At 55.6% G+C, this 21,365-nt stretch carries 22 protein-coding genes; 12 read left to right on the top strand and 10 right to left on the bottom strand.

Features of this window, described 5'->3' with window-relative positions; genetic code table 11:
• Window positions 1–124: 124 nt before the first annotated feature.
• Together GRAN_RS07080 and GRAN_RS07085 are read left to right on the top strand one after the other, a co-directional pair.
• Complete coding sequence (locus GRAN_RS07080) at window positions 125–682, top strand: Crp/Fnr family transcriptional regulator (RefSeq protein ID WP_241654383.1); 558 nt, start codon at window positions 125–127, stop codon at window positions 680–682.
• Between the two features lie 444 nt (window positions 683–1,126).
• Complete coding sequence (locus tag GRAN_RS07085) at window positions 1,127–2,227, top strand: sensor histidine kinase (RefSeq protein WP_161570880.1); 1,101 nt, start codon at window positions 1,127–1,129, stop codon at window positions 2,225–2,227.
• A 268-nt stretch (window positions 2,228–2,495) separates the two neighbouring features.
• On the opposite strand, the gene GRAN_RS07090 is transcribed toward GRAN_RS07085, so the two are convergent.
• The 7 genes from GRAN_RS07090 to GRAN_RS07120 all read right to left on the bottom strand — a co-directional run bounded on the left by GRAN_RS07090 (window position 2,496) and on the right by GRAN_RS07120 (window position 7,756).
• Window positions 2,496–3,266 (bottom strand): hypothetical protein, encoded by a 771-nt coding sequence (locus GRAN_RS07090; RefSeq protein ID WP_128912232.1) that lies wholly within the window; start codon window positions 3,264–3,266, stop codon window positions 2,496–2,498.
• Between the two features lie 157 nt (window positions 3,267–3,423).
• Window positions 3,424–3,990: a hypothetical protein gene (locus GRAN_RS07095; RefSeq protein WP_241654384.1), complete on the bottom strand. Its 567-nt coding sequence runs from the start codon at window positions 3,988–3,990 to the stop codon at window positions 3,424–3,426.
• 330 nt (window positions 3,991–4,320) lie between these two features.
• Window positions 4,321–4,911, bottom strand: a complete 591-nt coding sequence (locus GRAN_RS07100; protein WP_128912233.1) for a hypothetical protein — start codon at window positions 4,909–4,911, stop codon at window positions 4,321–4,323.
• The gene (locus tag GRAN_RS07105) at window positions 4,908–5,540 is read right to left on the bottom strand and encodes a YsnF/AvaK domain-containing protein (protein ID WP_128912234.1); all 633 of its coding nucleotides are present in this window, start codon (window positions 5,538–5,540) and stop codon (window positions 4,908–4,910) included. The genes GRAN_RS07100 and GRAN_RS07105 overlap by 4 nt, the downstream gene beginning before the upstream one ends.
• Window positions 5,541–5,618: 78 nt before the next feature.
• The gene (locus GRAN_RS07110) at window positions 5,619–6,422 is read right to left on the bottom strand and encodes a YsnF/AvaK domain-containing protein (protein WP_128912235.1); all 804 of its coding nucleotides are present in this window, start codon (window positions 6,420–6,422) and stop codon (window positions 5,619–5,621) included.
• Between the two features lie 46 nt (window positions 6,423–6,468).
• On the bottom strand, window positions 6,469–6,972 hold the full coding sequence (locus GRAN_RS07115) for an OmpA family protein (protein WP_128912236.1): 504 nt from the start codon (window positions 6,970–6,972) through the stop codon (window positions 6,469–6,471).
• Window positions 6,973–7,006: 34 nt separating this feature from the next.
• Window positions 7,007–7,756, bottom strand: a complete 750-nt coding sequence (locus GRAN_RS07120; protein WP_128912237.1) for a YsnF/AvaK domain-containing protein — start codon at window positions 7,754–7,756, stop codon at window positions 7,007–7,009.
• A gap of 340 nt (window positions 7,757–8,096) precedes the next feature.
• Between GRAN_RS07120 and GRAN_RS07125 the strand changes: the two genes are divergently transcribed.
• Entirely contained in the window at window positions 8,097–8,564 is a 468-nt protein-coding gene (locus GRAN_RS07125) for a DUF3761 domain-containing protein (protein WP_241654385.1), read from the top strand.
• Between the two features lie 92 nt (window positions 8,565–8,656).
• Entirely contained in the window at window positions 8,657–9,070 is a 414-nt protein-coding gene (locus tag GRAN_RS07130) for a YidB family protein (protein WP_128912239.1), read from the top strand.
• A gap of 11 nt (window positions 9,071–9,081) precedes the next feature.
• On the opposite strand, the gene GRAN_RS07135 is transcribed toward GRAN_RS07130, so the two are convergent.
• A complete protein-coding gene (locus GRAN_RS07135) occupies window positions 9,082–11,085 on the bottom strand; it encodes an EAL domain-containing protein (RefSeq protein WP_128912240.1) in 2,004 nt (667 codons plus the stop codon).
• A gap of 261 nt (window positions 11,086–11,346) precedes the next feature.
• Here GRAN_RS07135 and GRAN_RS07140 point away from each other — a divergent pair, with 261 nt between their 5' ends.
• On the top strand, window positions 11,347–11,616 hold the full coding sequence (locus tag GRAN_RS07140; RefSeq protein WP_128912241.1) for a hypothetical protein: 270 nt from the start codon (window positions 11,347–11,349) through the stop codon (window positions 11,614–11,616).
• A 251-nt stretch (window positions 11,617–11,867) separates the two neighbouring features.
• On the top strand, window positions 11,868–12,113 hold the full coding sequence (locus GRAN_RS07145) for a KH domain-containing protein (protein WP_128912242.1): 246 nt from the start codon (window positions 11,868–11,870) through the stop codon (window positions 12,111–12,113).
• A gap of 17 nt (window positions 12,114–12,130) precedes the next feature.
• On the opposite strand, the gene GRAN_RS07150 is transcribed toward GRAN_RS07145, so the two are convergent.
• A complete protein-coding gene (locus GRAN_RS07150; RefSeq protein WP_241654386.1) occupies window positions 12,131–13,213 on the bottom strand; it encodes a two-component system sensor histidine kinase NtrB in 1,083 nt (360 codons plus the stop codon).
• 250 nt (window positions 13,214–13,463) lie between these two features.
• Here GRAN_RS07150 and GRAN_RS26085 point away from each other — a divergent pair, with 250 nt between their 5' ends.
• The 6 genes from GRAN_RS26085 (at window position 13,464) to GRAN_RS26605 (ending at window position 18,846) form a co-directional block, all read left to right on the top strand.
• Window positions 13,464–14,495 carry a hypothetical protein gene (locus GRAN_RS26085; RefSeq protein ID WP_241654387.1) on the top strand — a complete coding sequence of 344 codons (1,032 nt, stop codon included), beginning with the start codon at window positions 13,464–13,466 and terminating at the stop codon, window positions 14,493–14,495.
• A 188-nt stretch (window positions 14,496–14,683) separates the two neighbouring features.
• Window positions 14,684–14,938, top strand: a complete 255-nt coding sequence (locus GRAN_RS07160) for a PqqD family protein (protein ID WP_128912244.1) — start codon at window positions 14,684–14,686, stop codon at window positions 14,936–14,938.
• Window positions 14,939–14,956: 18 nt separating this feature from the next.
• Entirely contained in the window at window positions 14,957–16,327 is a 1,371-nt protein-coding gene (locus GRAN_RS07165) for a phosphotransferase (RefSeq protein WP_128912245.1), read from the top strand.
• A gap of 20 nt (window positions 16,328–16,347) precedes the next feature.
• The gene (locus tag GRAN_RS07170) at window positions 16,348–16,722 is read left to right on the top strand and encodes a lasso peptide biosynthesis B2 protein (RefSeq protein ID WP_128912246.1); all 375 of its coding nucleotides are present in this window, start codon (window positions 16,348–16,350) and stop codon (window positions 16,720–16,722) included.
• 12 nt (window positions 16,723–16,734) lie between these two features.
• Entirely contained in the window at window positions 16,735–18,633 is a 1,899-nt protein-coding gene (locus tag GRAN_RS07175; protein ID WP_128912247.1) for an asparagine synthetase B family protein, read from the top strand.
• 78 nt (window positions 18,634–18,711) lie between these two features.
• Window positions 18,712–18,846: a hypothetical protein gene (locus GRAN_RS26605; RefSeq protein ID WP_277751196.1), complete on the top strand. Its 135-nt coding sequence runs from the start codon at window positions 18,712–18,714 to the stop codon at window positions 18,844–18,846.
• Window positions 18,847–18,891: 45 nt separating this feature from the next.
• Here GRAN_RS26605 and GRAN_RS07180 read toward each other — a convergent pair whose 3' ends face one another.
• The gene (locus tag GRAN_RS07180; RefSeq protein WP_128912248.1) at window positions 18,892–21,288 is read right to left on the bottom strand and encodes a hypothetical protein; all 2,397 of its coding nucleotides are present in this window, start codon (window positions 21,286–21,288) and stop codon (window positions 18,892–18,894) included.
• Between the last annotated feature and the right edge of the window lie 77 nt (window positions 21,289–21,365).

Here is a 21,365-nt window from a genome sequence, read left to right on the forward strand (position 1 = left end):
AGATTCTACGTATCTATACGGTTACAGAGAAGAACCGATCGCTAGTCGTCGTCATCCGGGTTTGGCAGTTTGCTAAGGCGACATCATCCAGGATGTCTACTTTGTTGAAGAAGGAATGGCGTCCATGACGACGACCTTTTCGGATGGAGCACAGGTCGAAGTAGGCATGTTTGGCTACGAATCCATCATTGGAGTTTCCGCCCTCATGGGAACGAAGCGAAGCCTTAACCGGGTCTACACACAGATTGCGGGTCACGGCTACTCCTGCTCTTTAGAGGCAGCGAGAAGAGAGTTCAATCGGGGAGGCGTCTTTCAGTCGCTTGCACTCAGGTACGTCCAGACGCAGCTCGTCCACGCTATGCAGTCGGCTGGCTGCAATGCGCAACATGAGGTGGACCAACGTCTTGCCCGATGGTTGCTCATCTGCGCAGACCGGGCACAGAACACGACCTACAAAATGTCCCATGAATTTCTCGCCCACATGTTGGGAAACTCCAGGCCCACAGTCTCCCAGGCTGCCGCAATTTTGAAGGATGAGGGGCTCATTGAATACACCCGGGGAGTGATTCACATTCTCGACGTGAGCCGATTGGAAGCCAAGGCTTGCGAGTGTTACCACGTCATCAAAGACCATTTGGACAACTACACAGAGTTCGATAGTGGGATACCAGTCCAAGGATAAAGGCGGTATGGCAACGACTCTCCCCAAATGGCCATATGGCGTGGCCAGAATTCCTACGTTTCGGCCATCACTTAGAGCGTTCCGCAAGTCCTCGCCAGGCCGACGACCAGTTCACCTATCCGTCATTGAGCTGCGGGAGAACTGGCGAGAGAACGTCACGGAATGCCGCAAGTAACGCACGCCTGGATAGGCTAGCGCACTTTAAGTCGAGGCCGTGCTCATGGTATTCAAAGCGTGAGCCAAATCTACGGCCTCTTCGCTGTCTCTCTTACCTATGAAAATTATCGAAGCGCAGGCTCGCAGGGCGATGCGGCGTCTGTTAGATCGATTGAGCCATCCCTTTTTGACCCTGTGGCCGAGGATGGCAGCTGGGGGCTAAAATGCCGTTCAGAACGGAGTAACTTCCTTTCAAGGGGCCCGCCGATGTTCCAACCTGTTGAGCTCATGCCCCACGCCGTCTGCTGGGCGGCCGCACCGAACCTGATCTGGACCATGGTCGTTACGAATCTGGTCACATTTCTCAGCTATCTCAGCATCTGTGTCACCCTGCTATACCTGGTGAGCAGGACACGCCGGGTCATCGCGCGCGACTGGGCATACTTCGTTGTCGGGTTCGCCCTCTTTATAGTTGCTTGTGGCTCCACTCACCTTCTCGAGGTCATTACGACTTGGATCCCAGTGTTTTGGATCGATGCAGGGACCAACGTCATTACTGCGCTACTTTCCGGCTACGTTGCCATCATGTTGATCAAAAGAGCTTCAGCAATTGGCTTTGCAATCAGCGACTACGCCGATCGCCTTGCAAATGCAGAAGAGGAGAAACGAGCGATTGAGGAGAAGCTACTTTCCGCCAGGAAGCTCGAAGACTGGAGTCGCCTTTCGACTGTGATTGCACACGAAATCGGCAATCCTCTGGAGGCGATCCAGAACATGTTGTACCTCATTACGACCGATCCGGAATCATCTCCTGGGTCGGTGGAATTGGCCGAACAGGCACAGCAGGAGGTAGAACGCGTTATCACCATCTCGCGGTCCACGCTGTCGTTTCACCGCGAGTCTAAGCAGCCCGAAATGATCGATCTGCGATCAGTGTGTGAGTCTGTCCGTTTCTTATTGCAATCGATCATCGACGACAAAGGTATCGAGTTCGAGATCATAGGGGAAGGACCATTCCTGATTGAAGCCTTTCCAGGGGAGACCCGCCAAGTGATTCTTAACCTCGCAAGAAACGCATGTGAGGCCATCTCGGAGCGCGGGCGTGGCGTCTCCCTTTCCTTGAGTTCAGCACTAAATGGTGTAGAACTTCAAATTGCGGATGAGGGAATCGGGATAAGCAGCGCCACCCTCTCTACCCTGTTCGAATTCGGAAAGACGACTAAAGGGGACCAAGGGAACGGATTAGGCCTATGGAGCGTCAAGCAAATTCTCTCAAAGCACGGAGGCACGATCAGCCTCGCTAGCAGTTCCTCGTCGGGGACGCGCTTCGTACTTTGGTGGCCGGAAAATCACCCTTCAATGAGCCAAACAGGCGCTACAGCCGCATAGCCCAGACGGAAGTTGCTGAGGAATTACATCGGCCATCGGATGAGTCCGACGACAAGAGCCCACGTCTACACCATTAAGCACAGCACCGGAACGGGACTTGCGCTTTGGATCAGTGAAGACGTAGTCCGTCGACATCACGGGTCGATTAGCCTTAGAAGCAACGCAGTGGCGGGTCCTTCCTGAACGACCTCTAGTCTTCTCTTTCATCACGGTAAGTCAGGTCTTAACTGATCGAACAAGCCGCGCTCTACGATGCAATAGTCAAGGGCTACTGAAAGGATGGACTAATCTGTTCCATTCTCCAGATCGGTCCCCCTTCGTACAACGCTCCTTCCTCGCGCACGAACGCCGGAGGATTACCGGCCTGGAGCCAGATATGGTAGTCCGACGGCTGCTTGCCGATGATGGGCGCGACGACTCCTGTTAAGCCGCCTAGTTCAACATGGAGAGTGAAATCTGTAGCTTTTCGCCGAAACGCCCCGACTCGGAAGGGGATGGTTCCCATTGGTCTGATTGCAATATGAATGAGTCGGGCCTTCTTGCCGGGCGCAATATAGGAGACTTTGGTCTCAGGTGTCGAAGGAAGGATGTTCAGCAGCAGATTCGGCGGAAGTCCATTGGCGACGTCAGAAGGGAGATCCATGTGCTCCTTCGAAATGCTGCCGTCCTCCGCTTTGAATGTGAGGTCGCCACTGGTCATATCGATCAGGAAGTCGATCGGCTTAGGAAACGAAGGACCGTGCTGAATGTGGTGGTCGGTCAACAAGCGGAAAACCTTGTCTTGCGTGAAAACGGTCACGTCTTCATCAACAGAGCCATCCTTAAAACGGAATATCAACCGCGAAGTTACCTTACCTCTGCTGACGACCTGCGTTGACTCGCCTGTCGCGATTGTCACGCCGTCGAGAGTTTTGAGCGCGAGAAAGCCATGACTCGACCCTTGACCGTATCGAACTGGAATCGGTTCCGCTTTCAACGAAGCAGCAAGGAGAAGGGTTATGAAGGTCGAGAGACCGAGCGCATTGGCGCAGAAACGCATGGTGGTGCTCCTTGGTTTATATAGTGAGCAGATCCGTGAAATTGGACCGCAATAGGAGCTAAAAAGGCTGCCTGAAACCTAAACCCAAGACTTGCTGTTCGGTTGCGCGGAGAAGGATGCGGTCCGGAGAACAGCCTGGCTCGTGGCGCTCCGGAACCTAGCCGTGATGCTTTGGCCGCAAGGCGGAAGCCACCATTTTAGGGCCAGCGATTAAGAAGTTGAGGAGGATCTTCGGCAATACTTCCATGTCGTGAAGAATAGTCGTCTCTTCAGAACCCCCCAACATTGCACCATGACGCATGGCGTACCAACTGAAGGCTGCTGAGGCGGAGGAAACAAGGAATGATAGAACGAGCCCGCCGCTGAGGTGAGGCGTGTGCGCGAGCCGATGAACCCCCGATTGAGCCAGGAGCATCACGCCCGGCAACCCTATCCAGACCACGGCAGCGTTCGCCCAAAGAGGCTCAGCATTCCGCAACTGCTGTGAGATCGCTCCGATCAATCCTCCTGTGACGAAAGCGAATACTGCTTCGACAATGAGAGCCTTTGTCGCTTCTCCTCGCCCCGCCTGAAGATTCGTTAAGAAAAAGGCTGCTCCACGCACCGCTGCAGCAAAGGCCGCGGCCTTCCAGCTCCACGGGGGAACCAAAGTCTTTACAGGCTCGCGCACGATGTTCCGCAGTATTTGTCGAAGATGTACGGGTGTACCTACCATCTGGTCCATAGCTATTGGTTTCCATGCCTACAGGATGCCTTGGCGATCAGAACCAGCAAAGGTACGGTCGATAACCCGTCCGTTGGATTGCATACCCTAGGATTCCGCGCCACTGTATAGATCAGGACCGAAAATTGCCAGCGAGGTGATCATGCAGGGGCATACTCACACCGAAAGACACGGCATCAACCTGATGCCATGGCAGATCGAAGCTGCCGACGAGCTTGAGCAAGCCTGCATCCTCGTGGCCACGATGAACGGAAACGAGATGATGAGTATTTCTCTTCACGTCGCCTCTAGTCCGCCCGCTTCTAACCCGATTGCAGTTAGGAGTCCCTCTCAAAACTGATGTTGTCTCTGCGACGGCGCAGATGGTGCGGCGCTTGACGAAACAGACCCTCTGTCTCCACCTAGCATCGTTATGATCCCTTTCCAGAGGGCTCTAACTTTACTCATCATCGCCAGACCTTGGGCTGTGGCTCGCTTGGCGCTTGACGAGATTCTATGAAGATCATCGGTAATGTCTTCCACCTTAGGAGAGACCTCTCCAATTAGAACGTGCGTTTTTTCAGCGATACCCTTGATGGTCGGCGTGAGGTCAGTGATGAGAGCATCGGCCTTAACCGCCGCGCTTCTGATGACGGGAGCCAGGTCGCTGACCAATCCGGTGCTTTTCTCGATGAGCGGGTACGCACGTCCCTTAACCTCGCGCACCGTCTCTCCGAATGAACGCTTGGCCTTGATTCCGGCCACTACCAACGCGACGAGCGCTCCTGCAGCCAACAAGGCAAGCACTAGGAGAGAGATCGCGGCTATGCCCATGAAAATCAGCATCAACTTTCCATCTCCCCCGTTCTGGGGAATCTGCACGTCCTGGTCAGCCAGAAGAGAGATATCGACCGCAAAGTTGCTGATCGATGCGAGAATCATGAGCTTCTCCTAGATTTTGCTCTATCGGTTGCGCTCCAAATCGTCCTGCCCGGAACGCGTTCGACCGTCATGTGTTCTCTGTGTAGGGTGACGACCTGAGTGTCGTGGCGCTCTGTATCACGTTGCACGATGCGAATCTCTTCTTTGAGAACAAGTTCTTTCGTAAGAACCAATCTCTCCTCTACGAGCGAGTAGATGGTGGTGTTCCCTTCCTGGCGGACCGGTGGCGGAGCATCTACAGGCTGGTTGATAACGATGCGTTCGACATCGAAAGTGCGAACCGACAGGCTTTCGTCGAGGGCCTCGGTGTATTCCTGGACCGTTTTATTCAGGCGAACGGTGCCTGTAGCAACAGTCCGTTTCCCTACTTCGAGTCTTTCTTCGACCAGGGGGATTACTGTCGTGGCACTGTTGTTCGAGGAGAGAACGTCCGCCTGCGTGTCAGCAGACTTCCATACGTCAGAGGTCTGAAGAAGCACGGTGGTTGGCAGGCGAACCACTTCACCGTTGGCCATCCAGATCTCAGTAAAAGGTTGAGTCGGGTCGAATTGCCCAGAGACGGCAAGGACATTGGGCCGGGTAGTGGGCTGGTCATCCACTGTCGATGTGGCAGATTCAGTGTCAGTCATAGAAACTCCTGAGAGGCAAATGCCACAGGCCGGACGTGTTGATGTCCGGCCTGCGTGGTGAGCGAAATACGTGATCGTCTAGTAGCGATCCTTCGAGATGCCGGCTCCAGTGGTCTCGCCGGGAACCTCCTCGACATCCACCTCTGTCTTGCGAACGGAATCATGGATGGCCTGAGTACGCTCGCTGCTCTGCTTGCCAACGAGAACTTCCTCTACGACTCTGCTCGTCTTGCCCACGACGGCTTCCTCTCCAGTTGCGTTCAACTCGATGACAGATCCGCTACCGGCAGCAAAATCAGCTGCGGTTGCAGGCCGATTGACCACGCGGCGCTCCACATTGATCTGCTCTTCGCGGAGGTTGATGTCCGCGTCGACTGGACGCTCTACAACGTGGGAGTAGATGCGGACACCACCGCGATCAACCTCGCGCTTCCCGACTACGAGCTCTTCTTCGACGATTGGGATCGCTACGCCTTCAGCTGCAGTTGTCGCGGCACCTTCGTACTGACTGCTCGACCCGCCCTCGATATCACGAGCTCCAACCTGCTTTAGAAAAGTGGCTGCCTCGGCAGCTTCCTCATCCGGTACCGTGATGGCGAGGAGTGCACCGCCCGCGTTTACCCCTTTCGCGTAATGATCATGGGCGTGGTCATCGCCGCCGCTGAGTGAACGGAAGAAGCTGCTGATCTTCTCTCCGATTCCCGTCCCGCTGCCGCTTCCAATGTCGGTGTAGCCGGAAGGATTTGCGGTTGCTGAGGAATTGCCCTCATCATTGGCCATAACCTGGATATTCTGGGATTCGTAGCCGTCTGTGATCAGTTCCTGCTTCGCCTTGTTCGCTTCCGCCATCGTGCTGAAAAGCCCTACGACTGTCTTTGACATATATATTCTCCTGGTGTGGGTTGGCTGCCTAAACTGTTTGCCGTGCTTACTGCGGCTGCGAGAAGAGTTCGACGCGGCGATTATCCGCCTTGCCGGTCGGAGTGGCGTTGGTGTCCGTGGGCTTCTGGGCTCCGAAGCCCCCACCAGTCAATCGATTACCATCAATGCCTTGCCCTTTGAGATAGCCAGCTACCGCGAGTGCTCGCTGTTCCGAAAGGTCTGCGTTGTGGGGTGCAGAACCTGTGCTGTCGGTGAAGCCCTCAATCCGAAGATGGGCGGAGGGATTTGCTTTCATCGCCGCTGCAGCCTGCTGGAGTGTCGCTTGGCCTTCCGGAGTCAGAGTGGCTTTGTCCGTATCGAAATGCACAGACCCGAGGTCCGGTAGTGCGGGCGCTGCCACTGCAGAGCTGACCACTGGCGCACTGTCAGCGGGATGGCGGTGGGTGAGGAAATAGGCGAGGAGAGCCAAGAGAAGAAGCAGTGGCAGAAGCCAAGCCCAAACAGGAATCCCCTTCTTTGTCTCTTCGTAAACTTTGACGCGTTCAGCCATGAAATTGCTCCTGGGATACCGGATGGGCTACAAATTAGTTCGTTTTGACTGGCGTTCTCAGTTCGCTCTCGCGCTGAATCTCTTCAATCTCAACCTCGGTATGGCGAACCGTATCGTGAATATGCTCCGTGCGCTCCGATGCGGTCTTGCCCACGACCACTTCTTCTACAACGTGCGCTGTCTTTCCAACAACGGCTTCTTCGGCTGTCTCGGTGAGTTCGAACACTTGATTGCCTTGAAGTGCCAGATCTGCATCCTTGACCGGACGGTCCACGGCATTTCGCTCGATAACGACATGCTCTTCGCGGAGGTTAACCGACTGTTCCACAGGAATCTCGATGACTCGCCGATAAACACGGACGCCACCTTGATCAACCGTCCGCTTGCCGACTTCGAGGTCCTCTTCCACGATCGGAATAGCTGTCTCACCCTCTGCGACAACGGGAAGTTCGGCGGCTTTGGGCGTCATGACAGCATCATCAATCTTGGTAGCCTTGTGGCTTCCAAAGATCTTCTCCACAGCGGAAACATGCCCTTCCACTGCGGAAACCGCCACAACAACGCCGCCGTTGCGTATCCCTTCCAGAAGATGTTGGCGGTCACGGGCCGGAACTCCGAACTCGTCGAGAGCGGAACCGGCGGCATGCTCAGGTCCTTCGTTGCAAATGACTGCGATCGACGTGGGAGGAATGCCTTGTTTGTAAAGATCTTCAGTTGCTGCGGCAGCCTGATCGTGGTGATGGAATAGGCACACAAGATGAGTGAGCTCGTCGGTCGTTGCCATGAATCCTCCATAGATAAGTCGCGAGATCTTACGGTTGCAGGCCCAGCTCTACGTCGGCTGTGGGCCGCATTTTTTTCAGGGTGCTATAAGGGCTATTAGTCGTGCTGGATGGATAGGCGAGCGGCCTTCGGATCGATACCTGCAGCCCCTAGTTCCCAGTAATGAGGTGCCTACTTTTTGCGTTCGGTTGTACTTGAAAATACGAAAATGTGCGTCTGGAAGACGACATTAATCCTGGTATTTTCCAAAAAAACACCACGTGGCGACTGAAGAAGGATCCGCGCGCATCCAATGGCGCAACCGCGCTAGTAGGAGTTCAGGCGGACATATGGAGGAATCTGTGACCAAACGCGCCATCGTTGTTTTCGCCACAATTTTTATGTCCGTCTGCACCCTTGCTCACGCACAAGCTCCGGCTGGGGCAACAGGCCAGTGTAAAGACGGCACCTACTCCACTGCCAAGGCTAAGAGCGGAGCATGCTCCGGACACAAGGGCGTGCAGACCTGGTACGCCACGGCTTCGGCAGCCCCGGCCCCAGCAGCAACGCCCAGCGCGACTCCAACGCCGCCTCCGGCACCGTCTACGCCCGCTCCCCATCCCACTGCGAACTCCAGCGCGTCAGCTATACCGAGCCAACCCGCAGCCGGGGGCGGACCGGGGCAGGTTTGGGTCAATACCTCCACCAAGGTCTACCATTGCAGCGGCGATCGGTTCTACGGCAAGACGAAAAAGGGTGCTTACATGAGCGAGTCTGACGCCATTACCAAAGGCGCACGCCCCGACGCCGGAAAGCCTTGCCCCAAGTAGCGTTTCACCCCAAGGTCTCAGGCCGAGGAAGAAGCCTGAGACGCACCTCATTCAGCTCAACAGCTTTCCGCATTTCACACCCGAGGTCATGTATGGGACTACTAGACACAATCGAAGGATTGACCAGTCAACAGGGCCAGGGTACCAACTCCGGCACGAACGCGAATGTCGCTAGCGGCATGATGCAGGCTCTTGAACAGCATCCTGGCGGCCTCTCCGGCGTCATCGATTCTTTCCGCAACAACGGTATGGCCGACCACGTCCAAAACTGGTCCAACGGCCAGGAACCCGCCGCCACGCCCGGCCAGATCGAACAAGGCCTCGGAAACACAGGCTTCATCGAGAACGTTGCTGCAAAGGCTGGGGTCTCGCCTGAAATCGCAAAGGTAGCCATGGCTACAGTTCTTCCCATGGTCTTAAAGCATTTCACCAACGGTGGCCAGCAGGCTCCGCCGCAAAGCGGGTACAGCAGCATGGCTTCCAAGATTCTAAGCAACTTCCTATAAGTCAGTACACGTCAACATATCGTGCTTGTCTCATCGGTTATCTCCTGGATAGTCGCGACTGCACCTACGATCTTGCCGTCCTTGTCTTTGAGCGGTGCACCAGTGAGGCTTAGCCACTTCCCAGAGCCGCTTCCGAGAGTGTAGTAGACGTGCTCTGCATCAGTGACTTCTCCCTGCTGAATTGCCCTAGCCAGGGGGAAGTCATCGGACTCTAATTTATGGCCGTTGCGATGATATGCAACTCGTTTTGAGTAATCCCCGATCTCTTCAAACTCCATTGGGTCCTGCCGGAGTATTGACTCAGCTTTCGGGTTGCGGCTGACAATCCGCCCGCTCGGAGCTTCCGCAATCACCACCCCAACTGGCAAGGTATCAATGATGCTTTGCAATCGCATCTGGCTGGCCCACAGTTGTTCTTGCGCTCGCTTCTGATCATCGATTAGCTCTACGCTCCCATACCACCTGATGATTACTCCGGCCCGATCCTTACGTGGCGCAGCCCGAGATCGCATCCAGTGCCACACCTGATCACATCCTAAGACTCTGAATTCCACATCAATGGGCTCTCCCGCCCGAATAGCCGTCAAGCAAACATTGACCACTCCAGATGCGTCCTCAGGGTGAACTGCTCGGAGCCAACCGCGCCCGCGGGTCTCCTCGAATCCAAGCCCCGTAAGCTCCACCCACCGTGGACTCATGTCAAGAATGAGGCCGTATGGATCCATCGTATAGGGGATCTGCGGATTGAGTTCGACCATATGGCGGAAGTGATCTTCGCTCTCTGCCAGCGCTCTTTCGGTTGCTTTCCGGTCAGAGATGTCGACCACTGTGACCGACACGCCGATCACATCATCGTTCTCATCTCGCGCGGGCTGATACGTTGTCAGCATGGTTGCCGATTTTGCTCGGGAACTGTGGTCTCTTCGCTCTAACTCGACCCCGTTGATTGCCTCTCCGCCAAGAGCTCTAGTGAGATAAGGCGCAATGACATCCGCAATTGCTGGAACCATCTCGTAGACAGTCCTTCCAAGATGCGCTTTAGCGGATATGCCATTCATCTGGGCTAGCCGTTGATTGATGCTCACGTACCGTAAGTTGCGATCGATGAAGCAGAGTCCTACGGGGGATCCATCGTAGATGGCTTGCAGCTGAGCGTGACGAGCCCCAGGCAGAGCCTCGAGAAAGGAGGGGAAATTGTAATCAGGTTCGGAAGATGTGCCCACCAAACCCGAAAGAGCTGGTCGCTCGACCCCGAGCATGGCGGTCAAAGCCTCTTTGGGCATGGGTCTTCCATATAGCCAGCCCTGCCCTACCTCACATCCGAGATGGCGCAACATGTCTGCTTGAGCAACTTCCTCCACCCCTTCACCGACCGTCGTCAGCCCAAGACTCCGGCCGAGACCGACGACGGCCGCCACGATCTTCATGCTTTCCCGGCGGCAACACATGGAGCTCACGAAGCTCTTATCGATCTTTAGCTCGTCGAAAGGCAAGGCTTGCAGGTGCGCGAGGCTGGAATATCCGGTGCCGAAATCGTCCAGTGAGAGCTTCATGCCCAGCAACTTCAATTTCGCTGCGATGCATTGCGCGTCTACTAAGTTTTCGAGGAGGGCGCTCTCGGTAATCTCGATTTTCAATTGTCCAAGTGGAAATTGATGCTCCTCAGCCAAGCGAGAAATCCGTTCTGGGAGCGAGCAGTCGCGAAACTGTATGGGCGAGATATTGACCGATAAGGTGAAAGGAGCGCCCAACTCTGCGCACGTCTTGAAGGCCTGCGACAGCACGCTTTCACACAACGCTCCTATGAGGCCAGTCTCCTCGGAGAAGGGTATAAAGTCATCGGGGAGTACAAGACCCTTTGTGGGATGAACCCAGCGGGCAAGAACCTCGCAACCCCGTAGTTGTCCGGTTCGTAGATCAACCAGTGGTTGAAAATACGGAACGAATTCACCTCGAGCTAACGCAGAACTCAGATCTAGACGTCTTCGTCGAGTCACGCACAACCTCCACTCCACCTACCCTGTGGACCTCCCGCAAATAGACTAAAATTCTCCCATAAAGTTGAGGAATGTGTCAGTAACACGTCGGAGTGACAGACCCATCGCGGAACGAACCGTTGCAGTCTCGGCACCCTCGCTCTACCGGTCGATCCCGCTCCACTAACTTAGAGGCGCCGGTTAGGCAAGGCGTTCGGTTAGGTTTTGGGGCCGACATCTGATGAATTCGTGTAGTAGATAAAATCGGAGTGCTACTCCGTTACGTGGACAGGAGCCATCATGACAGATTCCGATCCCACCTTCACAGGCCAGCAAGCGGCCACCGCACAAACCGCACTTCGTAAAGCTCTCGGCCTTGAACCGGAGCAGTTTCCCGTCTCTGCCTTTATCGGTATGGTAAGCGATGAGATCGAGCAGCTCCGCGCCCAGGGAAAGACGGACGACGAGATTGCCGTGCTGATCGAACAAGCCGTCGGGGTCAAGCTCCCCACGGAGACGATTACCCGCTTTTTTGCGTCTCCCGAGAAGCGAGGCCATCAGGGACAATGATCTAGCGCTCATGACCGTTTTCTCGAATCCAGATCACACTCGGAGGGTTTCGGATGCCGAACGAGGCCTTGAGGCTTTACTTGTCCCGGTCTTATGGAGAGGACCACATCGTGACTGTCTGGCCCTTCGTGAACTACAAACGCCCACCTTCCAAACGACACGCCGAGGTCAGGCGTTTGGTGTAGTGGCGTAAGCTCAAACGCATGGCCGGCCAAAAATCCATTCCGAAAGAGACCGAGACTATCTCTGCCATGAAAACACTTGTGTATGAGCTCGTTGTTTGTTTGGTGGATAAGCCGAACGAGGTTTCGATTCAGGCTGTCACGAATGGGGAGGTAACGAGCCTGCGGGTGAGGGTCGCGCCGGAAGACGTAGGCAAACTCGTAGGTAAGCAGGGCCGCACGGCACGTTCTTTGCGCACGATCCTCTCGGCCGCCAGCATGACACGCCAGCAAAGGTTCTCCCTCGATATTCTCGAAGAGCGCTCGACTCCGTGATTATGGTCACCTGAAGACTAACCGCCCGCCCTCAAGGTCTCGTTATGGCCGGTAGGCGGGCCATAGGGGATTGCGACCGTCACAGTCGTCCCGCTATTCCCTTGTTCGGTGCTGCTTGCGACGGAGATGGTACCACCACGAGATTCGACAAGTTGTTTTGCCACCCAAAGGCCAATACCTGTTCCCAGTTCACCCTTCGTGGTGAAGAAGGGCTCGAAAATCTGCGTTATGTGTTCGAGCCTAATCCCTGAGCCACTGTCTCGGACCACTGTCTCGATTCCATCTCCCCAGGGACCAACAGACTCATGAGTCGAGATGCTAAGCTTCCCTCCCTGACGCATGGCATCCGCGGCATTTGTTATCAGGTTTGAGAAGACCTGGAGGAATTCGCCTCTGCGAATGAACACCTTCCGTTGGTCATCAAAGTGCTTTTCGATCGTGATGCCTGCGGCAAGCAACTTTGGACTGTAGACGGAGATAACGCTCTCCAGGAGCTGATTTAGGGACACCTCAGTCGGTGAACCGGTGTCTCGGTAGAACCCCAATGTCTGGCGAGCGAGATGCGTTAGACGTTCCAGTTCGCCTTCGGCCGTAATCAGATAGTCGTGCACCTTTCCGCCAGGCGCGCTATCTTGACGAGCGAGGAAGATCAGATTCATCAGCGACTCCAGGGGATTGTTGATCTCATGCGCCATCGTCGCCGCCATCCGGCCTGTCGCCGCAAGCTTTTCAGATTGAACCAGCAAACGCTCCACTCGCTTCCGATCCGTGATCTCGCGAGCAATCTTCGAAGCCCCTATGATGGTTCCGGTTTCGTCCCTGATTGGTGAGATGGTCACCGAAATCTCGAATACCTCCCCGCTCTTCTTTTTTCGCCTGGTTTCAAAGTGACTGATCTGCTCGCCCAATCTGATAGTTTTGAGGATTTTAGACTCCTCATATTCAAGTTCTTCCGGAATAACCCGCAGGATTGGTTGACCGATCATCTCATCGGCCGAGTACCCGAATAATTTGCTCGCTCCTTCGTTCCAGCTGATGACAATTCCGTTCAAATCCTTGCTGATAATCGCGTCATCCGCCGAGTCGATGATAGCCGCCAACCGAAGGCTGCTCCCATTGCGGATCGTAGAATCCTACACCTTCGAAAGAGACAGGCTGTCGGACGTGCCGTTAAATCTGGCTCCCGCAGAAAGCTTCACATCGGACAGCACACTTCGCGAGCTGGTACGAAGCTGGCAGCGCGATGTCCCTATGCGTTCGTTGAGGGGAGCAACGTGGCGCCGTCCTCACGCGTTCTACGTCCAAGTCGGAACAGAAGACAGTCTTGGATCGAGTCTCCCGCCGGGAGCGGTGGCATTGGTTGAGCCTATAGATGCGGAAGAGTTGCGTCAGCCTCAGCCGCGCTCCATCTATCTGCTTCAATTCCCCAACGGCTACCGTTGTAGCGGATGCATGGTCATCCGGGGCAAGCTCTACCTTCTGACCTCTGAACGAACCTACGCTGGCCCGCAGGAGTTCTCCTACCCTGGCTCAGTTCGCATCGCCGGTCGCATCCGCATGTTTGCTACGCAGTTGCCTCTGCCCGAGTATTCGACAGTTTCTCTTGCTAAATACCATGGTAGCGGCGAACTCTTACTTCCCTGGGAGCATGAGACTCGAGATCGGTTGCTTGCCACGATGTATAGACGGTTCCAGCGATCACATGACGAAGAGCGATCCGTTCGACAGTTTCTTGAGATGGAATTTAGATCGAAAGTCAGCGAACGCACCTTGCGTCGGTATCGCAGTCCGAATCGGTCGGAACCGCACGTTGATGTACTCCTAACGCTGGCACTGATGCACTCCACGCGCTATACGGACGCCTTGCAATCCGGGGGCTACACGATTCGCGACACGAGCCGCTTTTCACTCGAATTTTTGCTGATGACGAAAACCTACGCCGACCTTTTGGTTTCACCCCTGATAGCAAGCACACCGATACCAAGGGAAGTCTGGGAGACTCGACGACAAGAGTTCGCGGAATGGCCATCGTTGCTGGCAGTGAAGTTTCCCAAGCTTCGTATCTGGGACGACCGCGTAATTCGATTGGCGAAGGAGAAAGCGATTGAGGGGCTGAATCCGGTGATCAAGCCTGGATCCTGGATGCTTCTGGAGCCGCTGTCGAGCGTCCCCGACACGCGCGTGGACGCTCGCAAACAGGGTTGGTCACAGCCAATCTATGTGCTGCGGCGAGGGGTGGAAATTCTTTGCGGGCGGCTAGTGCGCGAGGGAAATCGTTTTGTATTGTTAGCAAATCCCAAAGACGTTAGCTCAAAGATAATGCTCGACGCCGATGACCTTCGCGATGTTAGCCGCGTCTCCGGCGTCGCGGTACCAGTATAGAGACCACTTTGACGGAAACGTAGATCTGGCCAAAACTCCATTGCAACGCACCAAGCGTGCCGTTCGTAAGTCCCTGTGATTCCGCCATCGAAGTATGTTTGGCCAAATACGCAGTTTCTCCTTGCAGGACAGCGAGACCGGGGTAAGCTCGGTTCACGATTCAGGACCGATCTCTGCAAGGTGCACTCATGATGAACGGCAGTTCCCATCTACGAACCATCGTGAACCAGGACGGTGCCGCAGTCCTCGACACCAAGCTTGGGTCGATTGCGACGCTCAACTCAACCGGGGCCTTTGTATGGCAGGGACTTGAGCGCGGCGACAGCCTCGAAGCGATTGTTGTCAGCCTTTCCAGTGAAACGGGAGTTCCCCACAAGATAGTGGAACGCGATGTCCTCGACTTCGTCAGGGCATTGCGAGCGCAGCAGTTGTTGTCCCACTGAGCATTTGAAGGAGCCCGCATGATTTCTGCATCCTCCAACGATGCGAATGAATTCCGAGTCCTCGTAGTCGATCCCTTTGCTCGTGCGGTGTATATGCGGGAAGACCGAAACGAGTATCGTCTGATCCGCGTTTCAGTGCCAACCGGAAGCCGGCCCGCGCAGCAGTTACAGAAGGAGCTTCGCGAGGTGTGGGGACTTATGGTCTTGGTTCTTGATGTGATGATCCCCAAGGATGGCGATCGCCCCTGCGCGATCGTTGAACTCCTACGAAGAGATGCTGCTGAAGGCATTGCGTCCATCGAGCCTGACCAAATTCCAGACGACGAATTATCTACGCAGGAGCGAACATGGCTGCTCTCCGTCCTGAGCGGAGACCCAATTCATCCCATTGCAAGAATCGGCTGGGCTGATGACGCTGTTCGATGGGTTGAGACCACAACAAAGAGCAAAGTTTTGTCTAAGACCGATATCGAGCAATTCAATGCTGGGAACGGATTCAGTCTCCTCTGCTTTCGTATGAACGATGGAGCGACGCATTGGCTGAAAGCAACCGGCGCACCGAACACGCAGGAGCGCTCCGTGTCGCTGCTGCTGACACGGTTATGCCGGGATTATGTCCCAGAAGTGGTGGCAGAAAGGCTGGAGTGGAATGCGTGGCTGATGCACAGCAGCGGACAGAGCCTCAGCAAGCTACCGCAGGAAGCACCCGAGGTAAAGCGCACGCTGCAAGTCGCAGTCAAATCCCTGGCCGGGTTGCAGATCAGAACGGTGGGTGCGGAACTCGACTTACTCAATGCCGGTGCCGTCGATCACAGAACACATGTCTTGCGAAACGACGCGGAAGCGCTCTTCACTTACATCGACGAGGCGATGGGCTATCAAACATCCACCAAAGTTTCACCTGTTAGGCCGAAGCGGCTCGGCGAGCTCAAGAATATCTTTGAAGATGCCTGCGACTACCTGAGCGAGTTGGACATTCCGGACACGATCTTGCACGGCGATCTGAATGTCGACAATATCTTATTTGCCGGTACACATTGCGTGTTTATCGACTGGAGTGAAGCCTACGTTGGCAATCCTCTCGTGACTTACGAGCACCTTCTGCTCCTGAATCAGATCGAGGATCCATCCCTGAAGGCCTCCTGCAACCGGCACCTCCGGACCACCTATTTGAAGGCCATGTCGTCGATCTGTGACTTTAGAGTGCTCGAAGACGCTTTGCCTTTCGCTCCGATCATCGCGGCGGCCTCCACAATCCTCGGCAGAAAGGACTGGCTACAGACGCGAGAACGCAGCGATCCGCGGAAGTTCCCCTTGGTGAGAGCGATTGCGAGGCATCTGGACCGCGCTGCACAAGCGCCAAGTCTATTGAGAGCGTTGCTCGTTTGATCGATTTGTCCGGAGAGAACATGTTGCGACATGTAGCTGAAAGCTGGGTCTTATTGCTGTATTTCGATTGGCTGATGCACTTCCGTGGGTTTCAGGAGATCCATACTGCGGTTCGCAACTCTCCGCCCCGAGCCGTGGGCAGCACCGCGCCAGATGATGGCGAGCTATCCCGTGCCGTCGATCTTGCTTGCGTCTTTTACTTCAAACCGGTGCTGTGTCTTCAGCGTTCAGCCGCGGCAACAGTTCAGCTGCGGCGCTGTGGCTGGAACGCGGAGATGGTTATCGGGGCGCAGCTGCTTCCCTTCCAATCACACGCATGGGTTGAGATCGACGGGCGCGTGATCAATGACAAGCCGTACATCACGGAGATCTTTCAGGTCTTAGAACGTTGCTGAGCGAGGTATTGGATGAGCATCCTCTACGGTGTCTTGAAGGAACCCGGAGTCCAGGCGACGGCATTCGAATTGCAACGTCTTGGCGCTGACATGGAACGGTACGCGACTGGCAAAGGATCAGTGATTCTTGACGGCAGGCTCGGCATGGGCGTCCAACCTTACTTGAGCCATATGCGTTCGACATTGGAGCAGGGGCCGGTCAAGAGTCCTGATGGCCGCTACGCTCTCTCGTTCGACGGCCGTCTCGACAATTACGGTTCTCTCTCAAAGGAGTTCGGAGTCGAACATCCGGAAACGGTCTCAGACTCACAGATCGTTCTTGCGGCGTTCGCTCGATGGGGTGAGGCGTGCTTTTCCCGCTTCGTTGGAGATTGGGCGCTGGCCTTGTGGTCAGAGAGAGACCAGTCGCTTTATCTCGCTCGCGACCATGCAGGCTCGAGATCGCTCTACTACCGCCACACGCGAGACGAAACCGTATGGGGAACCTACCTCGAAGCGTTCCATGTGACAGACGATACGCTCCGACTCTCGCATAATTACGCCGCTTGCTACATGGCTGGCCGCCCGGTGCGCGATTTGACCCCGTTTGAATACATCCGTTCAGTCCCTCCAGCCCACTTCCTGAAGGTCCGTAAGGGACTGCTCAGCCGGCATCAGCACTGGAATTCCACAGTCATGACCACAGTTCTGCACCGCACGGATGCCGAGTATGAAGAGCACTTTCTCACGCTATTTCAGAATTCTGTCGAGCGACGCAGCGGTCCTGGAGAAGCGATCCTCGGCCAACTGAGCGGAGGCATGGATTCCACCGCGATCGTGTGTATGTCCGACTTCCTGCGCCAGCGCAAGCATCCCAACGCAGAGACTCTCGATACCGTGTCCTTCTACGACGACTCAGAGGCCTCACTTAATGAGAGACCGTACTTCTCCATCACGGAGGCGAGACGAGGGAAGGTGGGCGCGCACGTCAATACTGCCTTCTCTCAACGGACCTTCGAGCCACATGATGGCAGTGGTGGCGTATACCTGATGCCTGGCGCGGACAGCTTCTCCATCGAACAGGAACGCAGGCTCCATCATGCCGCGTGGAAACGGGACTATCGCAGCGTACTCTCTGGCATCGGAGGGGATGAGGTTTTGGGCGGTGTCCCAGACCCGTTGCCCGAACTCGCTGGCCATCTACTTTCAGGGAACGTCTCACGATTGCTTGGCCGTTCCCTTGCCTGGTCTCTGGTTGATCGCAGCCCGCTTTTTGGAATGCTGTGGCGCACTGTCCGTTATACCGGCAGTCTGTATCTCAATCCAGGCCCGAAAGACAACGATCTTCCACCTTGGCTTTCGCAATCACTGCGTGAACGGGAGCTACAAATCGAAACCGTCAAGGCGATGGTTCCTGCACGAATCGGGATCGCACCGCACCGCCTCGATAACAGCTTGACCTGGTGGTTTGTCATGGAGACACTTCCACATCTGTTTCCGCAACTGCTTGTACGGCCCGAGTATAGATACCCCTTCCTCGACAAGGACCTGGTGAGCTTCCTTTTTGGCGTTCCAAGGGAGCAGATTCTGCGTCCTGGCCGAAGGCGCTCGCTGATGCGGAGGGCACTCATCAATATTGTCCCTCACGAGGTACTTGAGAGACGCCGCAAGGCCTTCCAGCTTCGGGCGCCACTGCACGCCGTTCAGCAGGCATCCGGAGTCCTCGAAGGGCTATTTGCAAACTCGATGATCGCCGATGCCGGACTGGTTGATGGAGATAAGCTGCGTCATTCCTTGCGCCAAACGATAGAGGGCGACCCGAAATGGTGGCATTTGATTCTCCGAGCCACTGCATTCGAACTTTGGCTTCGCTCGATGCGCGGAGGGAGCGGGGAACGCGCCGGCGATGCTGGCCTAAGATTGACCGCCTGACGGCGGCCGACAAGATCCGCCTGCGCTGGTGCACGTTCCAGCGACGACGGAAATTTGAAGACGAAACGAGGACTAACCATGCGCTATATCCAACCGAAGGTAACAGCAACGTTCAAGGCTACATCAACCATCAAGGGACCGAAGATCTTCACCCCGCACGAAGTCGGCACCTCCCTGCTCAATTCCAACGCCGCCTACCAGGCAGACGAGTAGTTCGGAATTGCAGTTCACGTTCGAGCCGGCCCTGTCTCCCCTGATTTATGGAAGGGACGGGGCCGGCGTCGTTCCAGTTGGGCTGGCGTAGCTTTGAGCGGCTGCAGCTCGAAGCTTGGCGAACCCTCGCCAACGCTCATATTGTGCCGCCTTCGCAGGGTCTGGATCTTCATAGCCTTGCAACCAGAAACGGAACCAGTCCACACTACCCTGCTGGGACTCCAGGCGCTCCAAGGGTTTTTGATGAATATGGGTTCCGTGCGGGAAGTAGATGAGGTCAACCGGCTTGTTCTGTAGCCGGAGCGATGCATAGAGCTCCCACTCCTGAAGCACGGACAACGGATTGATGGCCTCGATGCGGACCGGTGCTTGTACCTGGTCAAGATGAAATCCTGGAGCTTCGTCGACCCATTTCTTCAATCCATGCCCAAACGGAGCTGTCTGCCGTATCTGTTCCATTTGACGCTCGAGAGACTCCGAGCCGGCACCAAACATCAGATATTGCATGTAACTGTTGTCGAGCCCGTCGGCAATCGTCGCCGCCTTGAAGAGCTGAGGGTCTTTGATGATGGCATTGACTGCGTACCAGCAGGTCCAACTGAATCCGACTACGCCTACCCTGTTACGATCGACCATCCCCGCCGCGGCGAGACTATCAATGGCACTCCGATAGCCTTCCAGATGCACCTCTGGATCGGCCTCCGACAAAGTATCGACCTGCCGCCTGACCTGAAGAACCACAAAACCCACGCTGGCAAGATGCCTCGCGGCAAAGGCTGTCGGGTGAAGTCCATCGGTCGTGAACTCACCATCAACGTAGTTGTACATTTGCACGACTAAGGGATATCGCTGTCCGGATTGATAACCGACGGGTTTTACGAGCAGCCCAGACCAGTGGTGTCCACTCTTGTCCTCCCACTCATAGTGAGACGCCTCGCCAAAGCTCATATCTGCGAGTTGCGGATTAGGGTCCCAAGCCTCACGGGCCTTCCCGGTACGGCGACTCGATACCCACAGCTTCGGCGGTTCATTGAGGCTCTGCCGGACTGATATTTGCACGTCCGAGATATCAGGAGAAACCAAGCCTGCAGACCCGGTGCCAATATCAGCGGCAGAGTCCTCCCCGGCAAGATGCCAGCTATCCTGAAAGAATCGATAGCGTCGAGTTACGCGCCTGTTGGGCCTTTGTGTCAAAGTGACGATGGCCTCATCGTCACTGGACCCAAAAGACACTTCCTCAATGTGGAATGCCGTTCGGTCGAGATCCTTTCCTTCGAAGAAGAGGCACCGGGGTTCAAACGACGGAAGGTCGAAGCTGGCAACGCCGCACGGCCGGTTTCTCTCCAGCGGGTTATCGTCGTGTGTTCCGAGAAATGTGTTGGTCGCCAGAACGCGCTTCTCATCAGTCGTCCAGGCCACCCGGCTGTTATCGAAAGGATATCCGAGGCTCCGGGCATTCGGTGCATCCGTGAGCGGCGTTCGCTTGCCGGTGTCGAGGTCGATGAGCATGTACTGCAGGGGCCGCAAGGTTTCGCCAGCGTTCGTGATTTGAGCATCTTTACCGGGCAGAAGACGGAGGTATTCGGATCCCGTTACCGGTTCAAATCGCTGCCACGTATCTGGGATCGTTGAAACGGGCATAGGCGCAACCAGCTGGTGTCCCTTCGGAGATAACACGAATGGAAAGAGCGCCGAAAGATAGGTCATCTCCGTGCTCGGATCGCCCGGCACACGCCGGGCGAACCAGCGACCATTCGTATGTTGGAGCACCGAGATCGCGAAAACTTCAGGTTCGAGAGTACCGAGCTGGCTAGGAAAGACGACGTCCTGTATGCGAGCGCCCGTCGCAGCGAAGGCGTCGCTGTTGATCTTAGCGATCTCTGAACGATGCTTGTCGACAAGCATCGATACCTTATAGACCACTGTGTCTGCGACTACGTCGAAGCGGTCGACGCTCTGGTCCGCGGGCGTCAAAGCGTGAGACCCGCTTCCGTCCGCTCGCGCAAGATAAAGCTGGTAGGCACCCGATCCGTTTTCGCCTCGGAAGTAGATTCCCTTTCCGTCTGGCGACCATCGAAGGTCTTTGATCACCGGCGCATAGGAGATCGTTTGCTCACGGTGAGGATAGGAGACGATCGAGGCGACGATTCGCGGCTGAGGCCGAGTTCCCTCGCCGTCGAGGAACGCAGAGAGCTCCTTCATTCGAAAGACTGTGAGATCGGACTCAACCTCGTCCGTTGCAAGGAGCCCTTTGGTCGTAACGATCGCGACGTAATCGCCATGCGGGGATGGCCTCGCGATCTCGCTGCCCACGATCGCAGGATCGAAGGATGGGTCGCTAAAGCGCACCATCGCAATATCGTCTTTGACAGAGAACGAATGGCCGTATGCTTCATTAGATAAAGGGCACAGTAATGCGAAGACGATGGCGACGAAAGGCACACGAAGGGTCATATCCAACTCCAAGGGTTGCGATGGGGTGAGTGCAGAGAATTTCAGATGGGAGAGGAGAGGCAGGT

The organism is Granulicella sibirica, from assembly GCF_004115155.1.
Taxonomy (GTDB): Bacteria; Acidobacteriota; Terriglobia; order Terriglobales; family Acidobacteriaceae; genus Edaphobacter; species Edaphobacter sibiricus.